This window comes from Lawsonibacter sp. LCP25S3_E2, from assembly GCF_052117285.1.
Lineage (GTDB): Bacteria > Bacillota > Clostridia > Oscillospirales > Oscillospiraceae > Lawsonibacter.
In genome coordinates this window covers 12,418-32,390 of record NZ_JBQKJL010000007.1, presented here as the reverse complement: position 1 = coordinate 32,390, position 19,973 = coordinate 12,418, and the positions used below count along the sequence as shown (strand labels likewise).

19 protein-coding genes and 1 tRNA gene are annotated in these 19,973 nt (G+C 57.1%); 1 reads left to right on the top strand and 19 read right to left on the bottom strand.

What is annotated here, in order from left to right; genetic code table 11:
- Window positions 1-138: 138 nt before the first annotated feature.
- The 12 genes from ACTQ3R_RS07875 to ACTQ3R_RS07820 all read right to left on the bottom strand — a co-directional run bounded on the left by ACTQ3R_RS07875 (window position 139) and on the right by ACTQ3R_RS07820 (window position 11,915).
- The gene (locus tag ACTQ3R_RS07875; RefSeq protein WP_441778584.1) at window positions 139-1,515 is read right to left on the bottom strand and encodes a sodium-dependent transporter; all 1,377 of its coding nucleotides are present in this window, start codon (window positions 1,513-1,515) and stop codon (window positions 139-141) included.
- 94 nt (window positions 1,516-1,609) lie between these two features.
- Window positions 1,610-1,686 (bottom strand) — tRNA-Arg (locus ACTQ3R_RS07870).
- A gap of 211 nt (window positions 1,687-1,897) precedes the next feature.
- A complete protein-coding gene (locus ACTQ3R_RS07865; protein WP_441778583.1) occupies window positions 1,898-3,061 on the bottom strand; it encodes a sodium ion-translocating decarboxylase subunit beta in 1,164 nt (387 codons plus the stop codon).
- 15 nt (window positions 3,062-3,076) lie between these two features.
- On the bottom strand, window positions 3,077-3,751 hold the full coding sequence (locus ACTQ3R_RS07860; protein WP_441778582.1) for an OadG family transporter subunit: 675 nt from the start codon (window positions 3,749-3,751) through the stop codon (window positions 3,077-3,079).
- Between the two features lie 15 nt (window positions 3,752-3,766).
- Window positions 3,767-4,189, bottom strand: a complete 423-nt coding sequence (locus ACTQ3R_RS07855) for a biotin/lipoyl-containing protein (protein ID WP_441778581.1) — start codon at window positions 4,187-4,189, stop codon at window positions 3,767-3,769.
- Window positions 4,190-4,388: 199 nt separating this feature from the next.
- On the bottom strand, window positions 4,389-5,525 hold the full coding sequence (gene hgdB / locus ACTQ3R_RS07850; RefSeq protein ID WP_441778580.1) for a (R)-2-hydroxyglutaryl-CoA dehydratase subunit beta: 1,137 nt from the start codon (window positions 5,523-5,525) through the stop codon (window positions 4,389-4,391).
- Between the two features lie 3 nt (window positions 5,526-5,528).
- Window positions 5,529-6,968 (bottom strand): (R)-2-hydroxyglutaryl-CoA dehydratase subunit alpha, encoded by a 1,440-nt coding sequence (gene hgdA / locus ACTQ3R_RS07845; protein WP_441778579.1) that lies wholly within the window; start codon window positions 6,966-6,968, stop codon window positions 5,529-5,531.
- A 65-nt stretch (window positions 6,969-7,033) separates the two neighbouring features.
- Window positions 7,034-7,207, bottom strand: coding sequence for a hypothetical protein (locus ACTQ3R_RS07840; protein ID WP_441778578.1), 174 nt, complete (start codon window positions 7,205-7,207; stop codon window positions 7,034-7,036).
- Complete coding sequence (gene hgdC, locus ACTQ3R_RS07835; RefSeq protein ID WP_441778577.1) at window positions 7,204-7,998, bottom strand: (R)-2-hydroxyglutaryl-CoA dehydratase activase HgdC; 795 nt, start codon at window positions 7,996-7,998, stop codon at window positions 7,204-7,206. Before hgdC ends, ACTQ3R_RS07840 begins: the two co-directional genes overlap by 4 nt.
- 66 nt (window positions 7,999-8,064) lie before the next feature.
- A complete protein-coding gene (locus ACTQ3R_RS07830) occupies window positions 8,065-9,813 on the bottom strand; it encodes an acyl-CoA carboxylase subunit beta (RefSeq protein WP_441778711.1) in 1,749 nt (582 codons plus the stop codon).
- Window positions 9,814-9,992: 179 nt separating this feature from the next.
- The gene (gene gctB, locus ACTQ3R_RS07825) at window positions 9,993-10,796 is read right to left on the bottom strand and encodes a glutaconate CoA-transferase subunit B (RefSeq protein ID WP_441778576.1); all 804 of its coding nucleotides are present in this window, start codon (window positions 10,794-10,796) and stop codon (window positions 9,993-9,995) included.
- Window positions 10,797-10,817: 21 nt separating this feature from the next.
- Window positions 10,818-11,915: a CoA transferase subunit A gene (locus ACTQ3R_RS07820; RefSeq protein ID WP_441778575.1), complete on the bottom strand. Its 1,098-nt coding sequence runs from the start codon at window positions 11,913-11,915 to the stop codon at window positions 10,818-10,820.
- Window positions 11,916-12,121: 206 nt separating this feature from the next.
- On the opposite strand from ACTQ3R_RS07820, the gene ACTQ3R_RS07815 reads away from it, so the two are divergent.
- Window positions 12,122-12,964: a helix-turn-helix domain-containing protein gene (locus ACTQ3R_RS07815; protein ID WP_441778574.1), complete on the top strand. Its 843-nt coding sequence runs from the start codon at window positions 12,122-12,124 to the stop codon at window positions 12,962-12,964.
- 154 nt (window positions 12,965-13,118) lie between these two features.
- Here the strand turns inward: ACTQ3R_RS07815 and ACTQ3R_RS07810 are convergent, their stop codons facing one another.
- The 7 genes from ACTQ3R_RS07810 to ACTQ3R_RS07780 form a co-directional block, all read right to left on the bottom strand.
- The gene (locus ACTQ3R_RS07810) at window positions 13,119-13,997 is read right to left on the bottom strand and encodes a YitT family protein (RefSeq protein WP_441778573.1); all 879 of its coding nucleotides are present in this window, start codon (window positions 13,995-13,997) and stop codon (window positions 13,119-13,121) included.
- Window positions 13,998-14,007: 10 nt separating this feature from the next.
- Window positions 14,008-14,532, bottom strand: coding sequence for a CDP-diacylglycerol--glycerol-3-phosphate 3-phosphatidyltransferase (gene pgsA / locus ACTQ3R_RS07805; RefSeq protein ID WP_441778572.1), 525 nt, complete (start codon window positions 14,530-14,532; stop codon window positions 14,008-14,010).
- A gap of 24 nt (window positions 14,533-14,556) precedes the next feature.
- Complete coding sequence (gene rimO, locus ACTQ3R_RS07800) at window positions 14,557-15,882, bottom strand: 30S ribosomal protein S12 methylthiotransferase RimO (RefSeq protein WP_441778571.1); 1,326 nt, start codon at window positions 15,880-15,882, stop codon at window positions 14,557-14,559.
- A gap of 23 nt (window positions 15,883-15,905) precedes the next feature.
- Complete coding sequence (locus tag ACTQ3R_RS07795) at window positions 15,906-16,523, bottom strand: regulatory protein RecX (RefSeq protein ID WP_441778570.1); 618 nt, start codon at window positions 16,521-16,523, stop codon at window positions 15,906-15,908.
- 6 nt (window positions 16,524-16,529) lie between these two features.
- Complete coding sequence (recA, locus tag ACTQ3R_RS07790; protein WP_441778569.1) at window positions 16,530-17,648, bottom strand: recombinase RecA; 1,119 nt, start codon at window positions 17,646-17,648, stop codon at window positions 16,530-16,532.
- Window positions 17,649-17,780: 132 nt separating this feature from the next.
- Entirely contained in the window at window positions 17,781-18,644 is an 864-nt protein-coding gene (prmC, locus tag ACTQ3R_RS07785; RefSeq protein WP_441778568.1) for a peptide chain release factor N(5)-glutamine methyltransferase, read from the bottom strand.
- 262 nt (window positions 18,645-18,906) lie between these two features.
- The gene (locus ACTQ3R_RS07780) at window positions 18,907-19,905 is read right to left on the bottom strand and encodes a DUF1385 domain-containing protein (protein ID WP_441778567.1); all 999 of its coding nucleotides are present in this window, start codon (window positions 19,903-19,905) and stop codon (window positions 18,907-18,909) included.
- Window positions 19,906-19,973: the final 68 nt, after the last annotated feature.

Here is a 19,973-nt window from a genome sequence, read left to right as displayed (position 1 = left end):
GCAGGCACCGGGGGGAACGGACCACTACGATACCCATGAAAACGCCTCCCCTCCCTTTTAGACTGACCGTCTCCGGCTACTCCATTATATGGCGGCGGGCGGAGGATGTGACACATGGGCTGAGCCGAAACTGCGGGATTAAGACAGGGTCTGCCCCTGCAGGAAGGTAAAGTACAGGATCACCAAAATCACGGCCGGAGCCACAAACCGGATGATCCCCGCCCAGGTTCTGCGGATGGGGAAAGCATAAAGGCCGCCGGAGGTAATCTCCTCCTCTGCCCGCTTGGTGCCCAGCACCCAGCCGGTAAAGATACACATGAAGAACGCGCCCAGGGGGATCATCAGGTTGTCTGTAAAGCGCTCCATCACGGTGTTCATGGGTATCATTTGCACTCCGTTGGTCAGGTCAAACCAGGGCAAATTAATCCCACGGCTCCCGTCCTGAGACAGGGAATACCCCGCACTGAACAATGCCATGGGAACGGCAAAAATGGCCATAGCTTTTCCGCGGGTCAGGTGCCATTCCTCCGTCATAAAGGCAACGCAAGTCTCCAAAATACTCAGGGCGCTGGTGAGCGCAGCCAGAAACAGCAGCAGGAAAAACACCGCTCCCAGAATACGGCCTCCCGGAATTCCATCAAATACAGCCGGCAGAGCCATAAAAGCGAAGCCACCGCCCATCCCCAGTCCCTCTGCTCCCAGGGTAACAAAGACCATGGGAATGATGGCAAAGGCCGCCAAAATGGCAACCAGGGTGTCCAAGGCACAGATCACCGCGGCACTGGAGATCAGGTTCTCCTTCTTTGGCACATAGGAGCCATAAGTCAAAATGATTCCCATGCCCACGGACAGAGAAAAGAAGGCCTGGCCCAGTGCTCCCACAAAGGTGTCTCGGGTAATTTGGGAGGGATCCACCCGCAGCATAAAGGCAATCCCTTCCCCCGCCCCAGGCAACGTGACCGCGCGGACCACACAGGCAATGAGCAGCAGGAACAAAACCGGCATCAAAAACTTACTTACCTGTTCAATCCCTTTGGCTACTCCCTTCCCAATGATAAAGACGCAGATGCCCAAAAACACAAGGCCCCAGAGAAGAGGTTCCACCGGCTGGGAGATGAAGTTCACAAAGTAGTCCTGATAGGGTACCGTTCCAAAGGCCTGGTCTGTCCCATAGGCAACAATATACTTCAGTACCCAGCCGCCCACAATACAATAGTAGGACATGATGACAAACAGGGCAATCTGACCAATCCAGCCTACAAAAGCCCACTTTTGATGTAAGGCCCGAAACGCACCCACGGCATTTTTCTGGGTACTTCGGCCGATGGACAGCTCTGCCAGCATGACCGGGAATCCAATCAGAACCACAATCAACACATAGCATAGGATGAAGGCCCCGCCTCCATAGGCCCCCACTTTTCCAGGGAATTTCCAGATATTCCCCAGACCAATGGCAGAACCGGCGGTGGCCAGAATAAAGCCTAAATTACTGACCCACTGTTCTCGCTCTTTCATGTAATCTCCCTCCAAATGCCTGTGGAAACACACACACTTTTTTCCAACAGGCTTGAAAAAAGCTCGTCGCAAGCGTAAAACGCTTGCGACGAGCTGGTACGGCTGAAGGGATTCGAACCCCCGACCTACTGGTTCGTAGCCAGTCACTCTATCCAACTGAGCTACAGCCGCATACCGCAAAGAGGTGTTCTCCTTGACAGCTCAGTTAGTATAGCATAGATATTTTGAAAATGCAAGGGGTTTTTTCCATTTTTTTAAAAAAATTTATCTGATACTTTTTCCAGCTGTTTTTCTGCCTTTTTCCCCATTTTTTACATATCTGGACAAAAAATCAAAGATCCCTCAGATGATCTGAGGGATCTTTGATCATACTCTTTGCAGATTAGCCGCCGAAGACCTTGATCATGAATCCGGCCGCAACAGCGGAACCGATTACGCCGGCCACATTGGGGCCCATAGCGTGCATGAGCAGGAAGTTGGCGGGGTTCTCCTTCTGGCCCACAGTCTGAGCCACACGGGCGGCCATGGGAACCGCAGACACACCGGCGGAGCCGATGAGGGGGTTGACCTTGCCCTTCGTGAACACATACATCACATTGCCGAAGATGATACCACCGGCAGTGGACAGCATGAAGGCGAACAGGCCCAGGAAGACGATCTTCATGGTCTCCCAGGTCAGGAAGCTGTCGTAGGTAGCCTTGAAGCCTACGGACAGGCCCAGGGGGATGGTCACGATGTTCATCAGAGCATTCTGAGCGGTATCGCTGAGACGATCGCAGACGCCGCACTCACGGAACAGGTTGCCCAGCATGAGCATACCAATCAGAGGAGCGGTGTCGGGGATCAGCAGGATGACAAAGATGGTCACGGCGATGGGGAAGATAATCTTCTCCGTCTTGGAAACCGCACGCAGCTGAGTCATCTTGACCTTCCGGGCCTCCTTGGTGGTGAGGGCCTTCATAATGGGAGGCTGAATCAGCGGGATCAGAGCCATGTAGGAGTATGCCGCAATGGCAATGGCAGGCAAAAGCTTTGTTGCCAGCTTGGATGCCGTCAAAATGGCGGTAGGACCATCTGCACCACCGATAACGCCGATGGCAGCAGCCTCACAGGGCTGGAAGCCCAGGACCAATGCCACCAGGAAGGCGGTGAAGATACCCAGCTGAGCAGCGGCGCCCAGCAGCAGGGACATGGGGTTGGCCAGCAGAGGACCAAAGTCAGTCATAGCGCCAATGCCCATAAAGATAATGGACGGGTAAATGGCATACTGAACGCCCTGATACAGGACCCACATAAAGCCCACAGAGCCGCTGTGAGTGGCCGCATCATAGACGGGCTCGTTGAACAAGCCAGTCAGAGGCAGGTTGGCCAGCAGCATACCAAACGCAATGGGAACCAGCAGCAGGGGCTCAAAGCCCTTACCGATGCCCAGATAGAGCAGCAGGCAGGCCACAGCGATCATAATAACCTGACGCCAGTCCTGAGGGAGGTAGGCAAAGCCAGAGCCTCCGAAAATTGCAATCAATACATCAGAAAAGAAACTCATACTTCACCCCTCCTCTCAACCGATGGTAACCAGCAGGTCATCGGTATTCACGGCAGTGCCCACCACAGCGGACACAGCCTTCACGGTGCCATCCACGGGAGCGGAGACCTCGATCTCCATCTTCATGGCCTCCAGCACCACCAGCACATCGCCGGCCTTCACAGCCTGGCCCACAGAGCACTCCACCTTAAAGATGTTGCCGGGCATGGGGCTCTTCACAGCGGTCTCGCCGGCGGCCACAGCAGCAGGAGCAGCGGGGGCGGCGGCAGGAGCGGGAGCGGGAGCCGGAGCGGGGGCAGCAGCAGGAGCGGGAGCAGCTACAGGAGCGGCAGCCACAGCAGCAGCGGGAGCAGCAGAGATGTTCGTGATCCGGAAGGAATTGGGATTCATTCCGGACTCCTCAGCCACAGCGGCCATCATCACAGCTACCAGCTCTCCCTCATCCACAGCGGGAGCGGCAGGTGCTGCCGGAGCAGCCGGCTTGGGAGCTGCCTTCGGAGCAGCGGCAGAAGCGGCAGCTGCAGCCTTGCCCTCCACAGAGCTTACGATCTTGGAGATGACAATGATGACCAGGGCCAAAATGGCCAGCATCATGAACACCACAATCAGACCGCAGACAGCAACCAACAGGGCCTCGGGAATGGTTAACGGAGTAAACGGATCAAGAATCGCTTTACTAGGATTAGGCATTGATCATACCTCCCATTAACCCAGGGTAACCAGGAGATCGTCAGTGTTGACGGCAGTACCCACCACGGCGGAAACGGCCTTCACGGTGCCGTCCACAGGAGCGGAGACCTCAATTTCCATCTTCATGGCTTCCAGAACCACCAGCACATCGCCGGCCTTCACAGCCTGACCCACAGAGCACTCCACCTTAAAGATGTTGCCGGGCATGGGGCTCTTCACAGCGGTCTCACCGGCGGCCACAGCAGCAGGAGCAGCGGCGGGGGCGGCGGCAGGAGCGGGAGCCGGAGCGGGGGCAGCAGCGGGAGCGGGGGCAGCCACAGGAGCGGCAGCCACGGGGGCGGGAGCGGCCACAGGAGCGGCAAAGGCGGGGGCAGCGGCGCCGGTCTTCTCTACGGTGACATTGTAGACCTTGCCGTTGACGGTCACATTGTAATTCATAGCTTCTTTTCCCCTTTACAAAAATAGTTTCAGCCGTAACAAAAGCCGATGGAAATCCAAGGACTCCTATCCCGGCCTACGGCTCTCATCCGGCCCAAAACTGGGCCGGATAGAGAACCGAAATTAGGAGTATTATAACATTTCAACGTCCTGGGTGTCAAGATTTGCCGGACTTAGGCCGGTATTCCAAACACTTTCTTTACAGCACGTCGGCAAAGGCCTGAATGGCGGTGCTGGCCTGGCCGAAGTCGCGCATCTGCTGGTCCACGCCCAGCTTGATGTGGGGGATGCCAGCCTCGTCCAGAGCCTTCTTCAGGTAGGGGTACTCCATCTCCTCGGGGTCACAGAACTGCTGCATAAACAGCACCAGGCCCTGAGCACCGGAGTCCTTGATCTGCTTGACCACGAAGTCAGCCCGGCGGTTCTGGTTGGAGAACTCATCATAGAGCAGCACATCGTAATCCTGGTCGGCAAACTGCTGGGCCAGAGCCATCATGGGATCGCCGGTCTCAGCGGCGTCCACCCGGATGGGACGGCTCTCATGGGCCACATCATCGGCCACAATGGCGATCTGGTTGTCGTCAAAGATCTGCAGCAGCTTGGGGTTGTCGCAGATAATGCCGGAGGTGAGGACCTTCTTGCCCTTCCAGTTGCAGGCGGGCAGCTTCTTCAGCTCGGCGTTCAGCTCCTCCAGCTTGGCGGTATGCTCGTCCTTGAGCATGAACCAGGCAGAGCGCAGCACGGCGGAGCGGTTGACGGCAGAGATCACATCGGGGTGCTCACCAGCCAGCTTCACAAACTCACGGCGGGCGGCGCGGCTGCGGTTATAAACCTTGATGGCGTTGCGCAGGGCATCGTCGGTGATGGCGCTGCCGGAGATCTTCTCCAGCTCAGTCTTGATGTGCTGATACTGGTCCATGGTGAACTGCAGGCCGAAAGCAGGCTTGCGCTGCTGGGGATGGGCCAGGAAGATACAGGGCAGCTTGCCCTCCATGGCCACACGGAAGTTCTGGCTCATGGGGCGCAGGGTGTCACAGATGGTGGGGGTGATGATGCCGTCCAGGTCGTCCAGAGTGCCGTCCAGCAGCATCTCCAGAGCCAGCTGAGCGATGGTGCAGTAGAAGGTGGCACAGTACTCCTTGGCCATGGAGATGGTCTTGCTGTTGCTGCCCCAGATGCCCATGGGCACCATGCCGGCGGCATAGACCAGCTCCTCGGGAGCGTAGTAGGGCAGAACGCCGATGACCTTCTTACCCTGGGCCTTATACTCCTTGATCAGACGATAGGGGTGGGCGGAAGCCTCCGCGAACTCCTTCAGCATTACTTCAATACTCATCTCTTAGCCCTCCTTAGCAGCCTTGTTGGCTTCCATGGCCTCAACCAGGCCCTGGACACGGGTCTCATACTGGGCCTCGTTAAAGTTACGGGGATCGGCCTGGTCGCCGTCAAAGCCGGCGCAGGGAACACCCAGGTCCTCGGTAAAGCGGCGCTGCATCTCGGCCATGTAGCCGGACCAGGGCTTGCAGGAACGGTTGTAGTGGACCAGCACGCCGTCCACCTTGTTGTCCCGGCAGATGCCCTCACGCCAGGCAACACCCTGCTCGATACAAACGGAGTTGGGGGCCTTGTAGTAGGCGCGGACCATCTCGTCCATGTTGTTGTACACAAAGCCGAAGGCGGGAGCGTACACAACGGCGGTAACGTTGACGCCGTGCTCCTTCAGAGGCTTGAACAGGTTGGGCAGCTTGGGCCAGCAGGGAATGCCCTCGAACATGACGCGGTACTGCTCGGGGAAGGGCGTGGTGGTCTTGCCCACCTTCACGGCCTCGGCCAGGTCCTTCTCCAGCAGCTCGAAGGCCTCGGCGGCGGCCACGCGGCCACGGGCGGTCACCACGTCGGCCATGTGGTTAAAGAGGTCAAAGCCGCTGTAGGGGGCGGGCTTGTACTGCAGGTAATCGCAGACACGCAGCCAGGCCTGGGCGGTGCGGTTGGCGTTGGCACAGGCCTCCTCAAACTTCTTCTCGTCGAACTTCTTGCCGGTCAGCTCCTCCAGCTGGTGGATGGCGTGATCGAACTGAGCCCGGACATAGGCCACATTGGTGTCGTGGACGTCCACGGTGTTGTTGTAGGGGATGTCGATCATGATCAGGGGGATGTTGCGCATACGGGCAATGTTCTCATACCACTTGGTCATGCAGTTGCAGATGTTGTTGCAGCACAGCACAAAGTCAGGCTGAGGCATCTGCATCTGACGGTAGGGCTTAATGGCAGCCTTGCGCAGCTCCTTCTCACGGCCCTCGGGCAGAGCCTCGATCTCATAGATGTCATCCAGCACGGTGTAGGGCTGCATGGTCTTGGGATCCTTCTTGGGCTTGCCGGTCTCGGGGTCAATGACCACCTTGCCGTTTTCATCCTTCAGGGGCTTGCCGCTGTTGGGGTTGATGACATACTCACCGGTCTCAAAGTCAACCTTGCGGGAAGCGCGCTTGCCGGCGGCATAGGCCAGGCTGATGCGGGCGTAGCCGCAGATATCGTTGTCAAAGCCCAGGTCCTCGGCGGCCTTACACATGATCTCGCCGTCCCGGTTGGCGGCAATACCGGCAGCCTGGTTCTCAGGATACATCACGTCCAGGTCAAAAGCGGCGGCCAGCTCACAGGGGAACTTGGAGCTGGACCAGCCCACCAGACGGCCCTCAGCATGGGCCTTACGGGCGTCGGCATAGACGTCCTCAACCACTTTACGCAGCGCCAGAACGCCGGGGCTTACTTCTTTAGCCATTGTAATTTCCTCCTTACCGGAAAATCAATTTTGCAATCGGCCGCCGGGACAGCGGCCGTACTGTTTTACTTCTCTTTTTGAAATGCGCCGATTCCGGCAATCACCAGACCGATGACTGCCACCAAAACCGCAAACTCTCCCCTGCTCATCAGATCTCCCACACCAGGAAGCCATATCCCTGACAGCAGCAGAACCAGTGCAAACAAGATCAGTGCAATCCCAAAGAGAATCTTTTTCATCCCTTCTGCTCCTTCAGATATTTCTGATAGGCAAACAGGGCGGCGCCCAGAGCGCCGTTATACTGGGTGAGGGGTGAGGTGTAGATAATGTGGCCCAGTTCCTCCTCCAGAGCCTTGACCACGCCGGTATTCTGAGCCACACCGCCGGTCATGACCACCTTGTCCCGCACGCCTACGCGGTGGGCAAGGCCCGCCACACGGGAGGCCACGGAGTGGTGAATACCGTTGATGATGTCCCGCTTGTCTGTATCCATGGACAGCTGGCTGATGACCTCGCTCTCGGCAAAGACCGTACAGGTGGAGCTGATGGATACATTCTTGGTGGACTGGGCTCCAAGGGTCCCCAGATCCTCCACCTTCACCTCCAGTACCCTGGCCATTACATCCAGGAACCGGCCGGTTCCGGCGGCGCACTTGTCGTTCATGACGAAGTTAGTCATGACGCCATTTTCAATCTGAAGGACCTTCACGTCCTGGCCGCCGATATCCACTACCGTGTGCACATCAGGGAACAGGAAGGATGCGCCCTTGGCGTGACAGCTCAGCTCGCTCATCTGCTGATCGGCCAGCTCCAGCATGGAGTTGCGGCCGTATCCGGTGGCCAGGACAAAGGCCATATCTTCCCGTGTCTTGCCAGACTCCTCCAGCACCTGGGCAATGGCCCGCTGAGGGCCGCTGGTGCCGGCACCCACTGAAATGAGGGACTTGGCCACGATCTCCTTGCCGTCAGCAAGCATAACGCACTTAGAAGCGGTGGAGCCGATGTCGATTCCTAAGGTGTAAATACTCATACGTTTTGTTGTCTCCTATGGGTGCCGGGCGGCGCAGTTCCGCCGCCCGGCAGGTTTGGAATGGATTTACTTCTTCAGATCGTCGTAATCCTTGATGGTACGAGGCAGGAGCATCTGGTGGAAGGGGCAGATGCTCTCGGGGTTCTGGTAGCAGGCGTCCGTGAAGGCCACGATGTAGTTACGCATCATGGGCATATCCACGATCTCATCCACCAGACCGGCCTGGGCACAGAACAGAGGCTTAGACTTCACGTCGTAGTCGTCGATGAGGGCGTTCATCTTGTCGATGGTGGGCTGCAGATCCTTGCCAGCCTTCTGGTCCTTGGCCAGACGGCCGGTGTACATGGCGTTGGCAGCAGTCTTGCCGTTCATGACGTTGATCTCCGTAGCGGCAGTGCCCAGAGAGAAGGCGTTGTTGTCGTTGCCCTGAGGGCCACCCAGGACGTAGTGAGCAGCGGCAGTGCCGCGGCGCAGCGTGATCTCCATCATGGGCAGCTTGCTGCTCTGGATGGAGTAGATGAGGCTCTGGCCCAGGCCCAGCAGCTCGGCGACCTCGGCGTCATCGCCCACGTCAATGCCGGTGGTATCCTGGATCCAGATCATGGGCAGGCGGTCACGGGCACACAGGGTGACGAACTCGTTCATCTTAATGAGGCCCTGGCGATAGAGCTTGCCGCCGGCACCCATGGACTGGCCATACTTGGCCATCTTGTACTCGGGATAGTTGGGGAACACGCCCTGCTGGTTGGCGACCACGCCCACCAGAAGGCCGTCCACCTTGGCGATACCGGTGATCATCTCGGGGCCATAGCCCTTCTTATACTCCATGAACTGGCTGCCGTCGAAGAGGCGGGCAATGACAGAGTACATATCGTAGGGACGGTTCTTGTTGTTGAGCACCAGGTCGTACAGCTCCACATCGGAAGCGGCGGGAGACTGGGGAGTATCCACACGGAAGAACTCCAGGTCATAGGAGGGCAGCATGTCCACATACTTCTTAATGCCCTCGATGACGCCCTCCTGAGTCTCATAGACCTCGCGGAAGAAGCCGGTCTGGCCATAGTGGATGGAGACAGATCCGGGAGGATCCGCACGCAGGCCCTTGGTGGCCTCGATCTGGGCCAGGGCAGCCTCCATATCCACGTGGGGCTTGGGGTTCATGCCGCCCACGATGCCGGCGCCGCCCACGGCCATATTGGCCTTCTGGTGGGCCACCAGGACGGTGGGGCTGATGGAGTGGTAGCCGCCGCCGGCGGGGTTGGTGCCATGGATACCCACGATGACGGGGATGCCCATCTGGTTGAGCTCAGAGTTACGGTAGAAGGGAGTGCCGCCGCCGCGACGGTTGGGGTACACCTTCTCCTGCTGGTCCAGCTCCACGCCGGCGCACTCCAGCAGATAAATCAGAGGAATACGCAGACGCTTGGCGGTATCGCTGCCGCGCAGCAGGTTGTCTGCCTGGCCGGGCACCCAGGTACCGGCGTGCTTCTTGTTATCGGAAGCAATGACCACGCACCACTTGCCGTTGACGCGGCCCAGGCCCTTGACAATGGAGGTGGAACCAGTCTTGTTGTGCTCGGGGTTGTAGAGGCTGTTCAGGGGGCACCAAGTGCCGGGATCCACCAGCAGGGCCACACGCTGCATAGCGGTGAGCTGGCCCTTGGCGTTCATATCCTCGTCCTTCTTGCCGGCAGCCAGAGCATCCACCACGTGGGCGTGGATGTCATCCTCAATGGCACGCAGCTCAGCTACGTTCTCGGCGTTGGCACGGACGGGCTTGCCCACCACGGGCATGTTCTGGAAATAACGGGGCATGGAATAGTTACCCAATGCAAACTCCTCCTTTAAATTCTTGATCTGGAATATGACGCGCTGAGATGGCTGTATTCTGAACGCTGGCACCCATACTCAGGTTCCGGCAAAGGATCTGCCGGAACCTGTACGGCCAGAAGCGGAATGTCCCATGGGATCCATCTCCGCGTCTCATCCTGTTCTTACTCCTTGGGGACCTTGATGAAGGCCTGGCCGGGGTCGATCTCCTCACGGATGACCTTGATGATGTCGGGAGTGGGGCCCTCAAAGAGCTGGGCACGGGAGACATCGATCTCAAAGCCGGTGTTCTCCTGGACCATCTCAGGAGTGGAGAACGGATAGTAGTAAGCCAGGTACATCCGCTTGGTCTGCTCGTCAAACTTCATGATGCCCAGGTCGGTCACCACCATCTGAGGGCCGCGGTTGCCGGGCAGGCCGACCTTCTCACGGCCGCCAGGGCCGTCCATCCAGCCGCAGGAGGTAATGTAGTCGATGTGCTCCATGAAGCGGCGCTTCTGGTGCTGCATCATGATGATGGTGTTGCAGTAGGTGGCAATGCCGTTGGCGCCGCCGGAACCGGTGAAACGGGTCTGGGGCTTGACATAGTCGCCCTTGCCATAGATACAGGTGGAGTTCACGTTGCCGTAGGGATCGATCTGGGCGCCGCCGATGAAGGCGATCAGCCGGTCCTCGTCGTGGAGCCACTCATTGGCCTCAAAGCCGATGAAGCGGATGTTGGGCCACTGCACAGCGCAGTGGGCCATGAAGCGGTTGTCGCCCACGGAGCGGGGCACTTCCACAGGGGAGCAGTCCATCAGGCCGCTCTCCACGATGGGGTGGCAGGAGGGGCAGACCACACGCTTGGCCAAGGAGGCGCCGATCAGAGGCAGGCCGGTACCCACGATGACAATCTGATTCTCCTTAATGTTCTTGGCAATGGCATAAGCCTGCATTTCCTGCTTAGTATACTTCGTATAATCAGACATTTCTTTCTTCCTCCCTAGTTCTTAGTGTCTGGTGGAGTAACCCAGATGGGGCTCGTTCTTCAGGCGCATGAGACGGGCACCGCCGACCTTGTCCAGCAGCTCGTCGTTGTCCTTCACGCTGTAAACCCACTTCTGGAGGTAATCCTGGAAGGTCTCGGGAATGGCGGTGCCGGCCTTGGCGTCCTCGGCAGCCTTGCGGGCCTTGGCAGCGGCCTCGGCCAGCTTCTCATCCTCGGGCTTGGCGGCGGCAGCCTTCTCGGCCTTGACCGCGGCCTTCTCCAGCTGAGCCTTGGCATCCTCGGCGTCCTGATACTTGGAGGCCTTGTCGTACTCCTTCAGAGCGTGGGAATCGTTGTCGTAGTAGTTGTAGCACTGGGAGGGCCAGGCACCGTAGGGGCAGTGGACCACAGCGCTGACGCACTCACCAAAGATGCGGGTCAGAGTGGGATCGCGGCGGATGTACTCATCGCTCACCAGTTCCTCGCAGGTGACGATGACCTTGCGGGCAGCCACGGCCACGTCAACATCGTGGAACTCATCGCCCTCGATGATGCAGGTGCCGTCGGGAGAGGCCTTCTGCACGTGGATGATGGCGGTGTCCAGCTTGGGCACGGGCACGGCCACGACCTTCTCGCCGGGCTTGAAGGGATTTTCAATCTCCACACACTTCAGGTCGTCCACCTTCTCCAGGGTCTTGCGCTGCTCCTCGCTGATGCCCCAGTACTTCATCAGACCGGAACCCTGCATCAGACGCACAGGCAGGAAGGGCAGGCCCAGGGAAGCGGCATGCAGCTGGAGCATGAGCACGTCCTGGGAATAGTCCTCGTAAACCAGCTCGCCCTTCTCGATGGCGGCGCGGAAACGGCGGGACACGTTGGTATAGCCGGAGTTGGCAGTGTAGCAGTTGATGTAGGTCTTTACACGACCCTCACCGATCATCATATCCCAGTCACCGCCGGCGGGACCAGCCCAAACGGTGAAGTCCTTCTGGCCCTGGCGCAGAATCTCAGCCACGGCCGCGTAAGGCTTGCGGTTCGTGGTAAAGCCGCCAAAGCAGATACAATCTCCGCTCTCGACGAACTTCGCCACGGCGTCATGCAGGGAATAAACTTTGTTCATGATAAAACCCCCATTACATTGATTTTGTTCTCTCTTTTGCTTCGGTTTTTAAGGTACGGTCCACGGGCTATTTTACAGTGCTTATTTTATCACATTTCTCATATTAGGTCTATCTGTAACTTAGCAAAAAGTTTGCATATATTCTCCTGGCGTGGTACAATAGCGAAAAGCAACCGATACCGTCGGATTTGGAGGGCCTCGATCCTATGACAAACGTAGAATTTCATCTGCAACTCAATCACAACGACACCTGGAACATGAGCCGGCTCCATTTCCACGACCATTATGAGCTCCTGCTTCCCCTCACCAGCCCCGGCAATATCTTTGTGAATGACCAGGTCTATCCCCTGCGCCGGGGAACCCTCTACCTCATTGGGGAAAATACCCTGCACCGCACCATGGCCACCGGTTTTCACGCCCGGTATGTGCTTCACATCAGTCACAAGGCCCTGGCCCAGCTGTCCACTCCCCAGACCGATCTGACCCAGCTGGGACAGGTGACCTTCCGCCGTTCTGAGCTAAATCCCGAGCAAATGACTGAGATTATTGAACTTTTTCAGGCTCTGGAGCGCAATAAAAACGATGGAAGCTTCGGCAGTGACATCCGCCAGACGGTGGCTCTTTTGAATTTGCTTCTCCGTCTGGCCCCCACGCTTAACGCCGCCACCGCCGGCGAGGCCATCCGCAACAAGGACTTCCTGCGGGTCTCCCCCATCCTGGACTATATCCGGGATAACCTGTCCGAGCCCCTCTCCCTGGACCAGATCGCCGGTCATTTCTACATCAGCAAGCACTATTTGTGCCGGATTTTCAAATCTGCCACCGGCTTTTCCGTCATGGAATACATTATCTACAGCCGGGTACTGAAGGCCCGTCAGCTTTTGCAGGACGGCATCAGTGTCCAGCAGGCGGGGGAGATGTCCGGCTTCTCCGACAACTCCCACTTTATCCGTACCTTCGGCCATCTCACCGGCGTCACCCCCGGAAAATATGCAAAAGAGTACCAATCAGGGGATCAGGTTCTCCTGCGAGAGAACTGGAATGGCTGACGAAAGGTCAATTTTATATCAATATCGGCCAATTCCACTTTTCGATGCAATTGGACAATCTTTGCAATATGAAACAAAATGCCGCCCACGGAAGCACTTCCGGTGGGCGGCGTTTTTCTCTCCCCTCCTGGCCATACGCGGCCAATCGGGCAGGTCAATCTCTGGGGCGGCGATAGAATTTTCCCACAACCTTCTCCGTGCGCAGCACATTGACAAAGGCTTTTTGGTCAACCTGGCGCACCTGGTGGGACAGGGAGCGAACCAGACTGTCCTCCACCACAGAATAGATCATGGTGCAGGGCGTGCCGTTATACATCCCCACCCCGTCGATGAGCGTGGCGGAATGGTGGGTCTGGCGGATGATTTCGCAGATTTCCTCCACATGGTCGTTTTCCGCCACAATCAGCAGCGTGGAACGGCGGCCATCCGGATCCATCATCCGGATCATCTGTGTGGAGGCGTATTGGAACAAGATGGAATAGAGCGCTTTGTCCCAGCCAAAGAGCATGCCGGCAATCATCAGCATAATCACATTGCCGCACAGGATATAGTTCCAGGCGTCGATGTTCTTTCGCTCAGACAGGGCAATGGCAATAAAATCCGTTCCTCCGGTCGTGGCCCGCACATAGAGGCAAAGGCTGATGGCAAAGCCATTGATGAGTCCGCCAAAGATACAAATGAGCAGCGTATCCTCTGTGATGGCAATGGAGGGTACCAGATCGGTAAAAATACTGGTCAGAGCAATGGACAAGCAGGAATAGATGGTGAAGCGCTTTCCCACCAAAACAAAGCTGATGGCTGCGGGGATGGCGTTGAGGGTCAAATTGATGGGGGCAAAGGGCAGTTCCACCGAAAAATTCTCCAGACACACCCGCTGAATCAAACGGGTCACACCGGTAAATCCCCCTGGAAACAAATCCCCCGCCTGCACAAAACTCTTCAGGTTCAGGGCAATGATCAATGAGGACGCCGCGATCACCAAAACGCGGATGAGCGTGTCCTGCCAGGTATTTTTCCCGCTGAAGGTATTCATAGCCCTCTCCTTATTCCGCCTGGGTCAGCACATCCAGATTCTTCATAAAATACTCCACACCGGAGTAGATGGTCGTCAGCACAATAAGAGCAGTACAGATGCTGTTCACAACTGGGGGAATGGGCAGGAGCATAAGTACGATACATACCATGGTAGAGGCAGTTTTCACCTTCCCAGACCATCCAGCGGCAATGACCCGTCCCTTGTCCGCAGCCACCATGCGAAGACCGGAAACACCAAATTCCCGGATGATGACAATGAGCAGAGCCCAGGCAGGCATCTGCCCCACCTCTACAAACCAGAGCATAGCCGCAGTCACCAGGCACTTATCTGCCAGCGGGTCCATAAATTTTCCGAAATCGGTGATCTGATTGTAGTGCCGGGCGATATAGCCGTCCAGCGTATCGGTAATACTGGCGGCAGCAAAAATCGCCAACGCCCAATAGTTGGCACCAGGTACATCTAAATAGAGCACCAGCAGAAAAGCTGGAATCATGATCACCCGCAGGATGGTCAGTTTATTGGCTGTATTCATAGCAAATTCCCTCGTTTTGTCTTATTATTCCTCAATTTCACCGGTCAAGTCCCCATCAGAGATCCCAGTAATCCGCACGTTGACAAACTCTCCAGCGGGGATCAGGCCGGCCGCAGTAAACAGCACCCGGCCATCAATGTCTACCGAGTCGGCATAGGTCCGCCCCGCATAGCACCCCTCAGAAGAATCAAAGCCCTCACACAGCACTTCCATCACGGTGCCCAGACGCTGCTCATTATAGTCATCCATAATCCGGGATTGAAGGTCCACCACCAGCTCTACGCGCCGCGCGGCAACCTCGCCAGGCACCTGATTCTCCATAGCCGCGGCCAAAGTCCCTTCCTCAGGGGAGAACTGAAATACTCCCACCCGCTGAAGCTTCTGCTCACGAAGGAAGTCACACAGCTCTTCAAATTCCGCCTCGCCCTCTCCCGGAAGGCCGCAGATCAGAGAAGTGCGGATGACCAGATCAGGCATAGCTTTGCGCAGCTTGGCAAACAGCTCTTCCAGCTCAGCTCTGGTATTGTGCCGGCGCATCGCCTTTAAAATACCATCGTTGCAGTGCTGGATAGGAATATCCAGATAGTGAAGGATCTTCGGCTCAGCGGCAATGACTTCAATCAGCTCATCGGTGATGACCTCGGGATAGAGGTAATGCAGGCGAATCCAATGGAAGGGCATTCGGCAAAGCTCCTTGAGCAGCTGGGCCAGAGAGGTTTTTTCCTCCAGATCCAGACCATACCGGGTGATATCCTGGGCAATGACGATAAGCTCCTTCACCCCGGAATCGGCAAGCTTCCTGGCCTCGGCAAGCAGGGCCTCCATGGAACGACTGCGGTAGCGGCCCCGAAGCTTAGGAATGATGCAGAAAGCACAGCCGTTGCTGCACCCCTCGGCAATTTTCAGATAGGCAGTATAGGGCGGCGTAGTCACCAGGCGCTCTCCATCTTCGTACGTGCGATGAATGTTGCCAAAGTGTTCCGCCTTTTCCCCGGCCATCAGCTCTTCCACCGCCTGCACCACGTCGGTGTAGCTGCCCGTTCCCAGCATACCATCAACCTCAGGCAGTTCCGCACGAATATCGTCGGGATACCGCTGGGTAAGGCAGCCGGTCACCAGGAGCTTTTTTAGTTTACCGGCCTTCTTCAGCTCTCCCAGCTCCAGAATATTGTCGATGGCCTCGCTCTTGGCCGATTCAATAAAGCCGCAGGTATTCAGTACCGCCACGTCAGCTCCCTCAGGATCTCCCGTGACAAGGTAGCCTGCCTTACGGCATAGTGCCATCATCTGCTCCGTATTAACAAGGTTCTTGGCACAGCCAAGAGATACAAACGCTACTTGATATGGCATTGCTCTCGCTCCATTTTTTAATTTCAATCATCCAGCACCGCACCATACCGGCGCAGGCCTTCGTTGATATCGCTCCAGCGGTAACCCCTTCGGGCCAGGGCGTCCGAGGCCTTTTTCAGGGCCTGCCGGTCCCCCTCCCGGCCCGAAAGCTTTTTGGCCAGAAAGTGGTCGATGGCCTGGCGAGGGTCCTGGGACTCGGCCAGGGCCTCCTCCCACAGCTGTCTGGGAATGCCCCGGCGGTAAAACTCATCCCGGAGTTTGCGCTCCCCGTACCCTTTGGCCGAATAGTGCCGGGCCACCATACCGGCATAGGCGGCATCGTTGAGATACCCCAGCTCCTCCAGCCGGTCACAGATGGCAGCACTCTCTTGTTCCATGGCGCCCCACTCCCCCAGCTTACGCTCCAGCTCCCGCCGGGACTGGGGTTTGCGGCTTAAAAGTGACAAGGCTTTTTCCTTTAAAGCGCTTCCTTTGGCTGCACGCTGCAGTTCCTCTGCCTCCTGGTCGCTGAGCTGCTTTCCTGCATAGAGGGCAAAGCGTACCACTTCCCCCTCTCCCAGCCGGAGAATGGAACCGTCCTCCAAAACTGCCAGCCACCGGCCCTCCACATGCTTAGAGGGCTTCAGTTCTTGAATCACCATAACCGGTTAGTTGGGCTCCTCTGCCCCATCTTCAAAGTCGTCGGCAGAAATGTCCACTGCGCGGCCTGCGGCTTTGGCGGCAATCTGGGCCTGCTTGCTCATCAGTTTGAAGGCATTGGCCCGCACCTCGGCCTCAATCTTGTCGGCCAGCTCAGGATTTTCACGCAGATACTGCTTCACCGCGTCCCGGCCCTGGCCCAGCCGCATTTCGCCCATAGAGAACCAGGAGCCCGACTTCTGCACGATGTCCAGTTTCACCGCCAGGTCCACCAGTTCGCCCCACTTGGAGATGCCTTCTCCATAGAGAATGTCAAACTCCGCCTCCCGGAAGGGCGGCGCAACCTTATTTTTCACGATCTTGGCACGGGTACGGTTCCCGATGATCTCGGTGCCGTTCTTCAGGGCCTCGATCCGCCGTACATCAATGCGCACGGAGGAATAGAACTTCAGTGCCCGGCCGCCGGTGGTCACCTCAGGGTTGCCGTACATGACGCCCACCTTTTCCCGGAGCTGGTTAATGAAGATCACCACGCAGTTGGTCTTGGCAATGGAGCCAGCCAGCTTCCGCAGGGCCTGGCTCATCAGCCGGGCCAGCAGACCCACATGGCTGTCTCCCATGTCTCCTTCGATCTCTGCACGGGGCGTCAGGGCAGCCACGGAGTCCACCACCACCACGTCAATGGCACCGGACCGAACCAGAGCTTCACAAATTTCCAGGCCCTGCTCGCCGGTATCCGGCTGGGAGATCAGCATGGAATCAATATCCACACCCAGGGCGCGGGCATAGCCAGGGTCCAGGGCATGCTCCGCATCGATAAAGGCCACTTCACCGCCCCGCTTCTGGGCCTCCGCTACAATATGAAGGGCCAAAGTCGTCTTACCAGAGGACTCGGGTCCATAGATCTCAATGATACGTCCCCGCGGTACTCCGCCGATGCCCAGTGCAATATCCAGAGACAGAGAACCGGTGGGAATGGCATCCACCACGATACCGGTGTTCTCTCCCAGGCGCATAATAGAGCCCTTGCCATAGGTGCGCTCGATCTGGGCCATGGCGGTCTCCAGTGCCTTTTTCTTATCCGAGGCAGGGGTCGCCGCCTCGATGACAGGTTTTTTGGTTGCCATATTGCTCAATCCTTTCTTCCTCTCCGGCTCTGGGCCGTGAAGGGCTCCGGCTGCCGGGGCAGCCTCCCCTTTTTCCTATTCAGGATAGGCTATTTTCTGTCCATTAAAACGGACTTTACTTTTTTCCTGCGGTCAGCTGTTGATGGTCCCCTCCACCACCCGCCAGATTCCCTGGGTATCAGCAGTGGTTTTGATGTCCTCAAAGCCGTTCTGAGCCAGAATCTCCTCTACCTGAGGGGCCTGTCCAATGCCCACTTCAAAAATCAGCGTACCTCCCAGGCGCAGAGCAGACTTCCATTTGGCCGCAATGAAGCGGTAAAAATCCAAGCCGTCCTCTCCCCCGTCCAAAGCCATATGAGGCTCATAATCCCGTACCGATATGTCCAACTGCGCAATGTCTCCCGTGGGGATGTAAGGGGGATTGCAGACGATCACATCAAAATCCCATAATGTAGAGCTGGGCGGCTCCATGGCGTTCACAGACAGGCAGGTGACCCGCGCGTTGAGCTCATTGCGCCGCACATTCTGCTTGCACACCCGCAGGGCCCCCTCGGACAGCTCCCCCAACACCACCCGGCACTGGGGCGCATTGGCCGCCACCGCCAGACCCACGCAGCCGCTGCCTGCGCAAAGGTCCAGCACCCGAGCACCTTCTCCGGACTCCCTGGCTTTTAAAATGCCCCGCTCCGCCAGGACCTCTGTATCCATCCGGGGAATCAGGACATCATGGGATACGTCCATGGGCAAGCCATAAAACTCCCACTCTCCAATGATGTAGGCCACTGGCTCTCCCGCCAGGCGGCGCTGGACCAGCTCGTCCACCCGCCGCTCCAACTCGGCCGAGACATACAGGGACATATCCCGGTAAAGCTGCTCCCGGCTTTTGTCCGCGGCGTAGCACACAATCTCCCTGGCTTCCATCTGGGCGTTATCCACCCCTGCTTTTCTCAGGCGTGTACGGGTATCCAGAAACAGGTTATTATAGGTGGTCGCCATTTTCCTTCACCTTCTCCAACATTCTCTCTTTCTCACTTAAAAGCAGCCAGACCTGTGCGGTCCTTTGTTCTGCCCTTGCTGCGCTCCAAGCTCCCCTATGGGCCTAAGCTCCGCGATTCTTCTTGTCACGCTGCGCTTTGCGCCCATGGCCGGGTCGCTTTCGCTGCGTCTCGGGCACAAAACGTTCCCGCTTTCGCGGTCTTCGTTTTCTGCCCTTGCTGCGCTCCAAGCTCCCCTATGGGCCTAAGCTCCGCGCTTCTTCTTACCATGCGTCGGTGCCCTTCTCCTCAGGTAATACCAGCTCAAGGGCCTTGATCCCTACCTCAATCATGGAATCGTCCGGCTCAAAGGTTGTAAAATTCTGAAGCCACAGGCCAGGCGCTGTTAAAATTTTTGTAATTGGTCCATCGTGGCGGCCGGCCCACCGGTTAAACTCATAGCTGATGCCCACAATCAGGGGCAACATAGCCAGATGGGCCAAAAAGCGCAAAATCGCATTGTGCACCGGCCAGATGGCAAAGACCACCGTGGACACCAAAATAGAGATGGCGATCACCATAAACAAAAAGCTGGTGCCACAGCGGGGGTGATGGCGGGGCTGCTTACGGACGTTTTCCACGGTCAGAGGCAGTCCAGCCTCATAGCAGAAGATGGTTTTGTGCTCCGCGCCATGATACGAAAAAACGCGTTTCATCTCCTTCATATGGGAACACAGGGCCAAATAGGCCACAAAAATGAGGATTTTCAAAACACTCTCTGCCAGATTCCGGGCCAGCATAGAATCCGTCACTACCGTAATGGCGGTCCCCAGCAGCGTGGGCAGCAGGAAAAACAGGCCAATGGACATGGCAAGTCCCAAAATCACTGCCAGTGTGGTAAAAAAGGCAGTGGCCTTTTCATTGCCCAGCTTACGCTCCAGCCAAGCTTCAAATTTAGAGGGTTCCTCTTCCTCCGCCCCCTCCTCAGGGGCAAACTCTGCCGAAAACATCAGGGCAGTCACCCCGTTATACATGGAATCGCAGAACGTGACGATTCCCCGGATCAAAGGGAGGCCCAAAACAGGATATCGGTCCTTGATAAACTTCAGTTCCTTCTCCTGGATCTCTAATTCTCCATCCGGCTTGCGCACCACGATCGACTGCTTTTTCGGTCCGCGCATCATGATGCCTTCAATGAGGGCTTGTCCACCGCACATCGTCTTAAATCCCTTGCCAGGGCATGTGGGGCAGCCCATCTGATTGTATTCTTGTTTTTCTTCCATGAAAATGGGTTCTCCTTATTAAAATGGCAGCTCTATTGTATCAAACGCAAAGGGAAACCGCAAGAGGG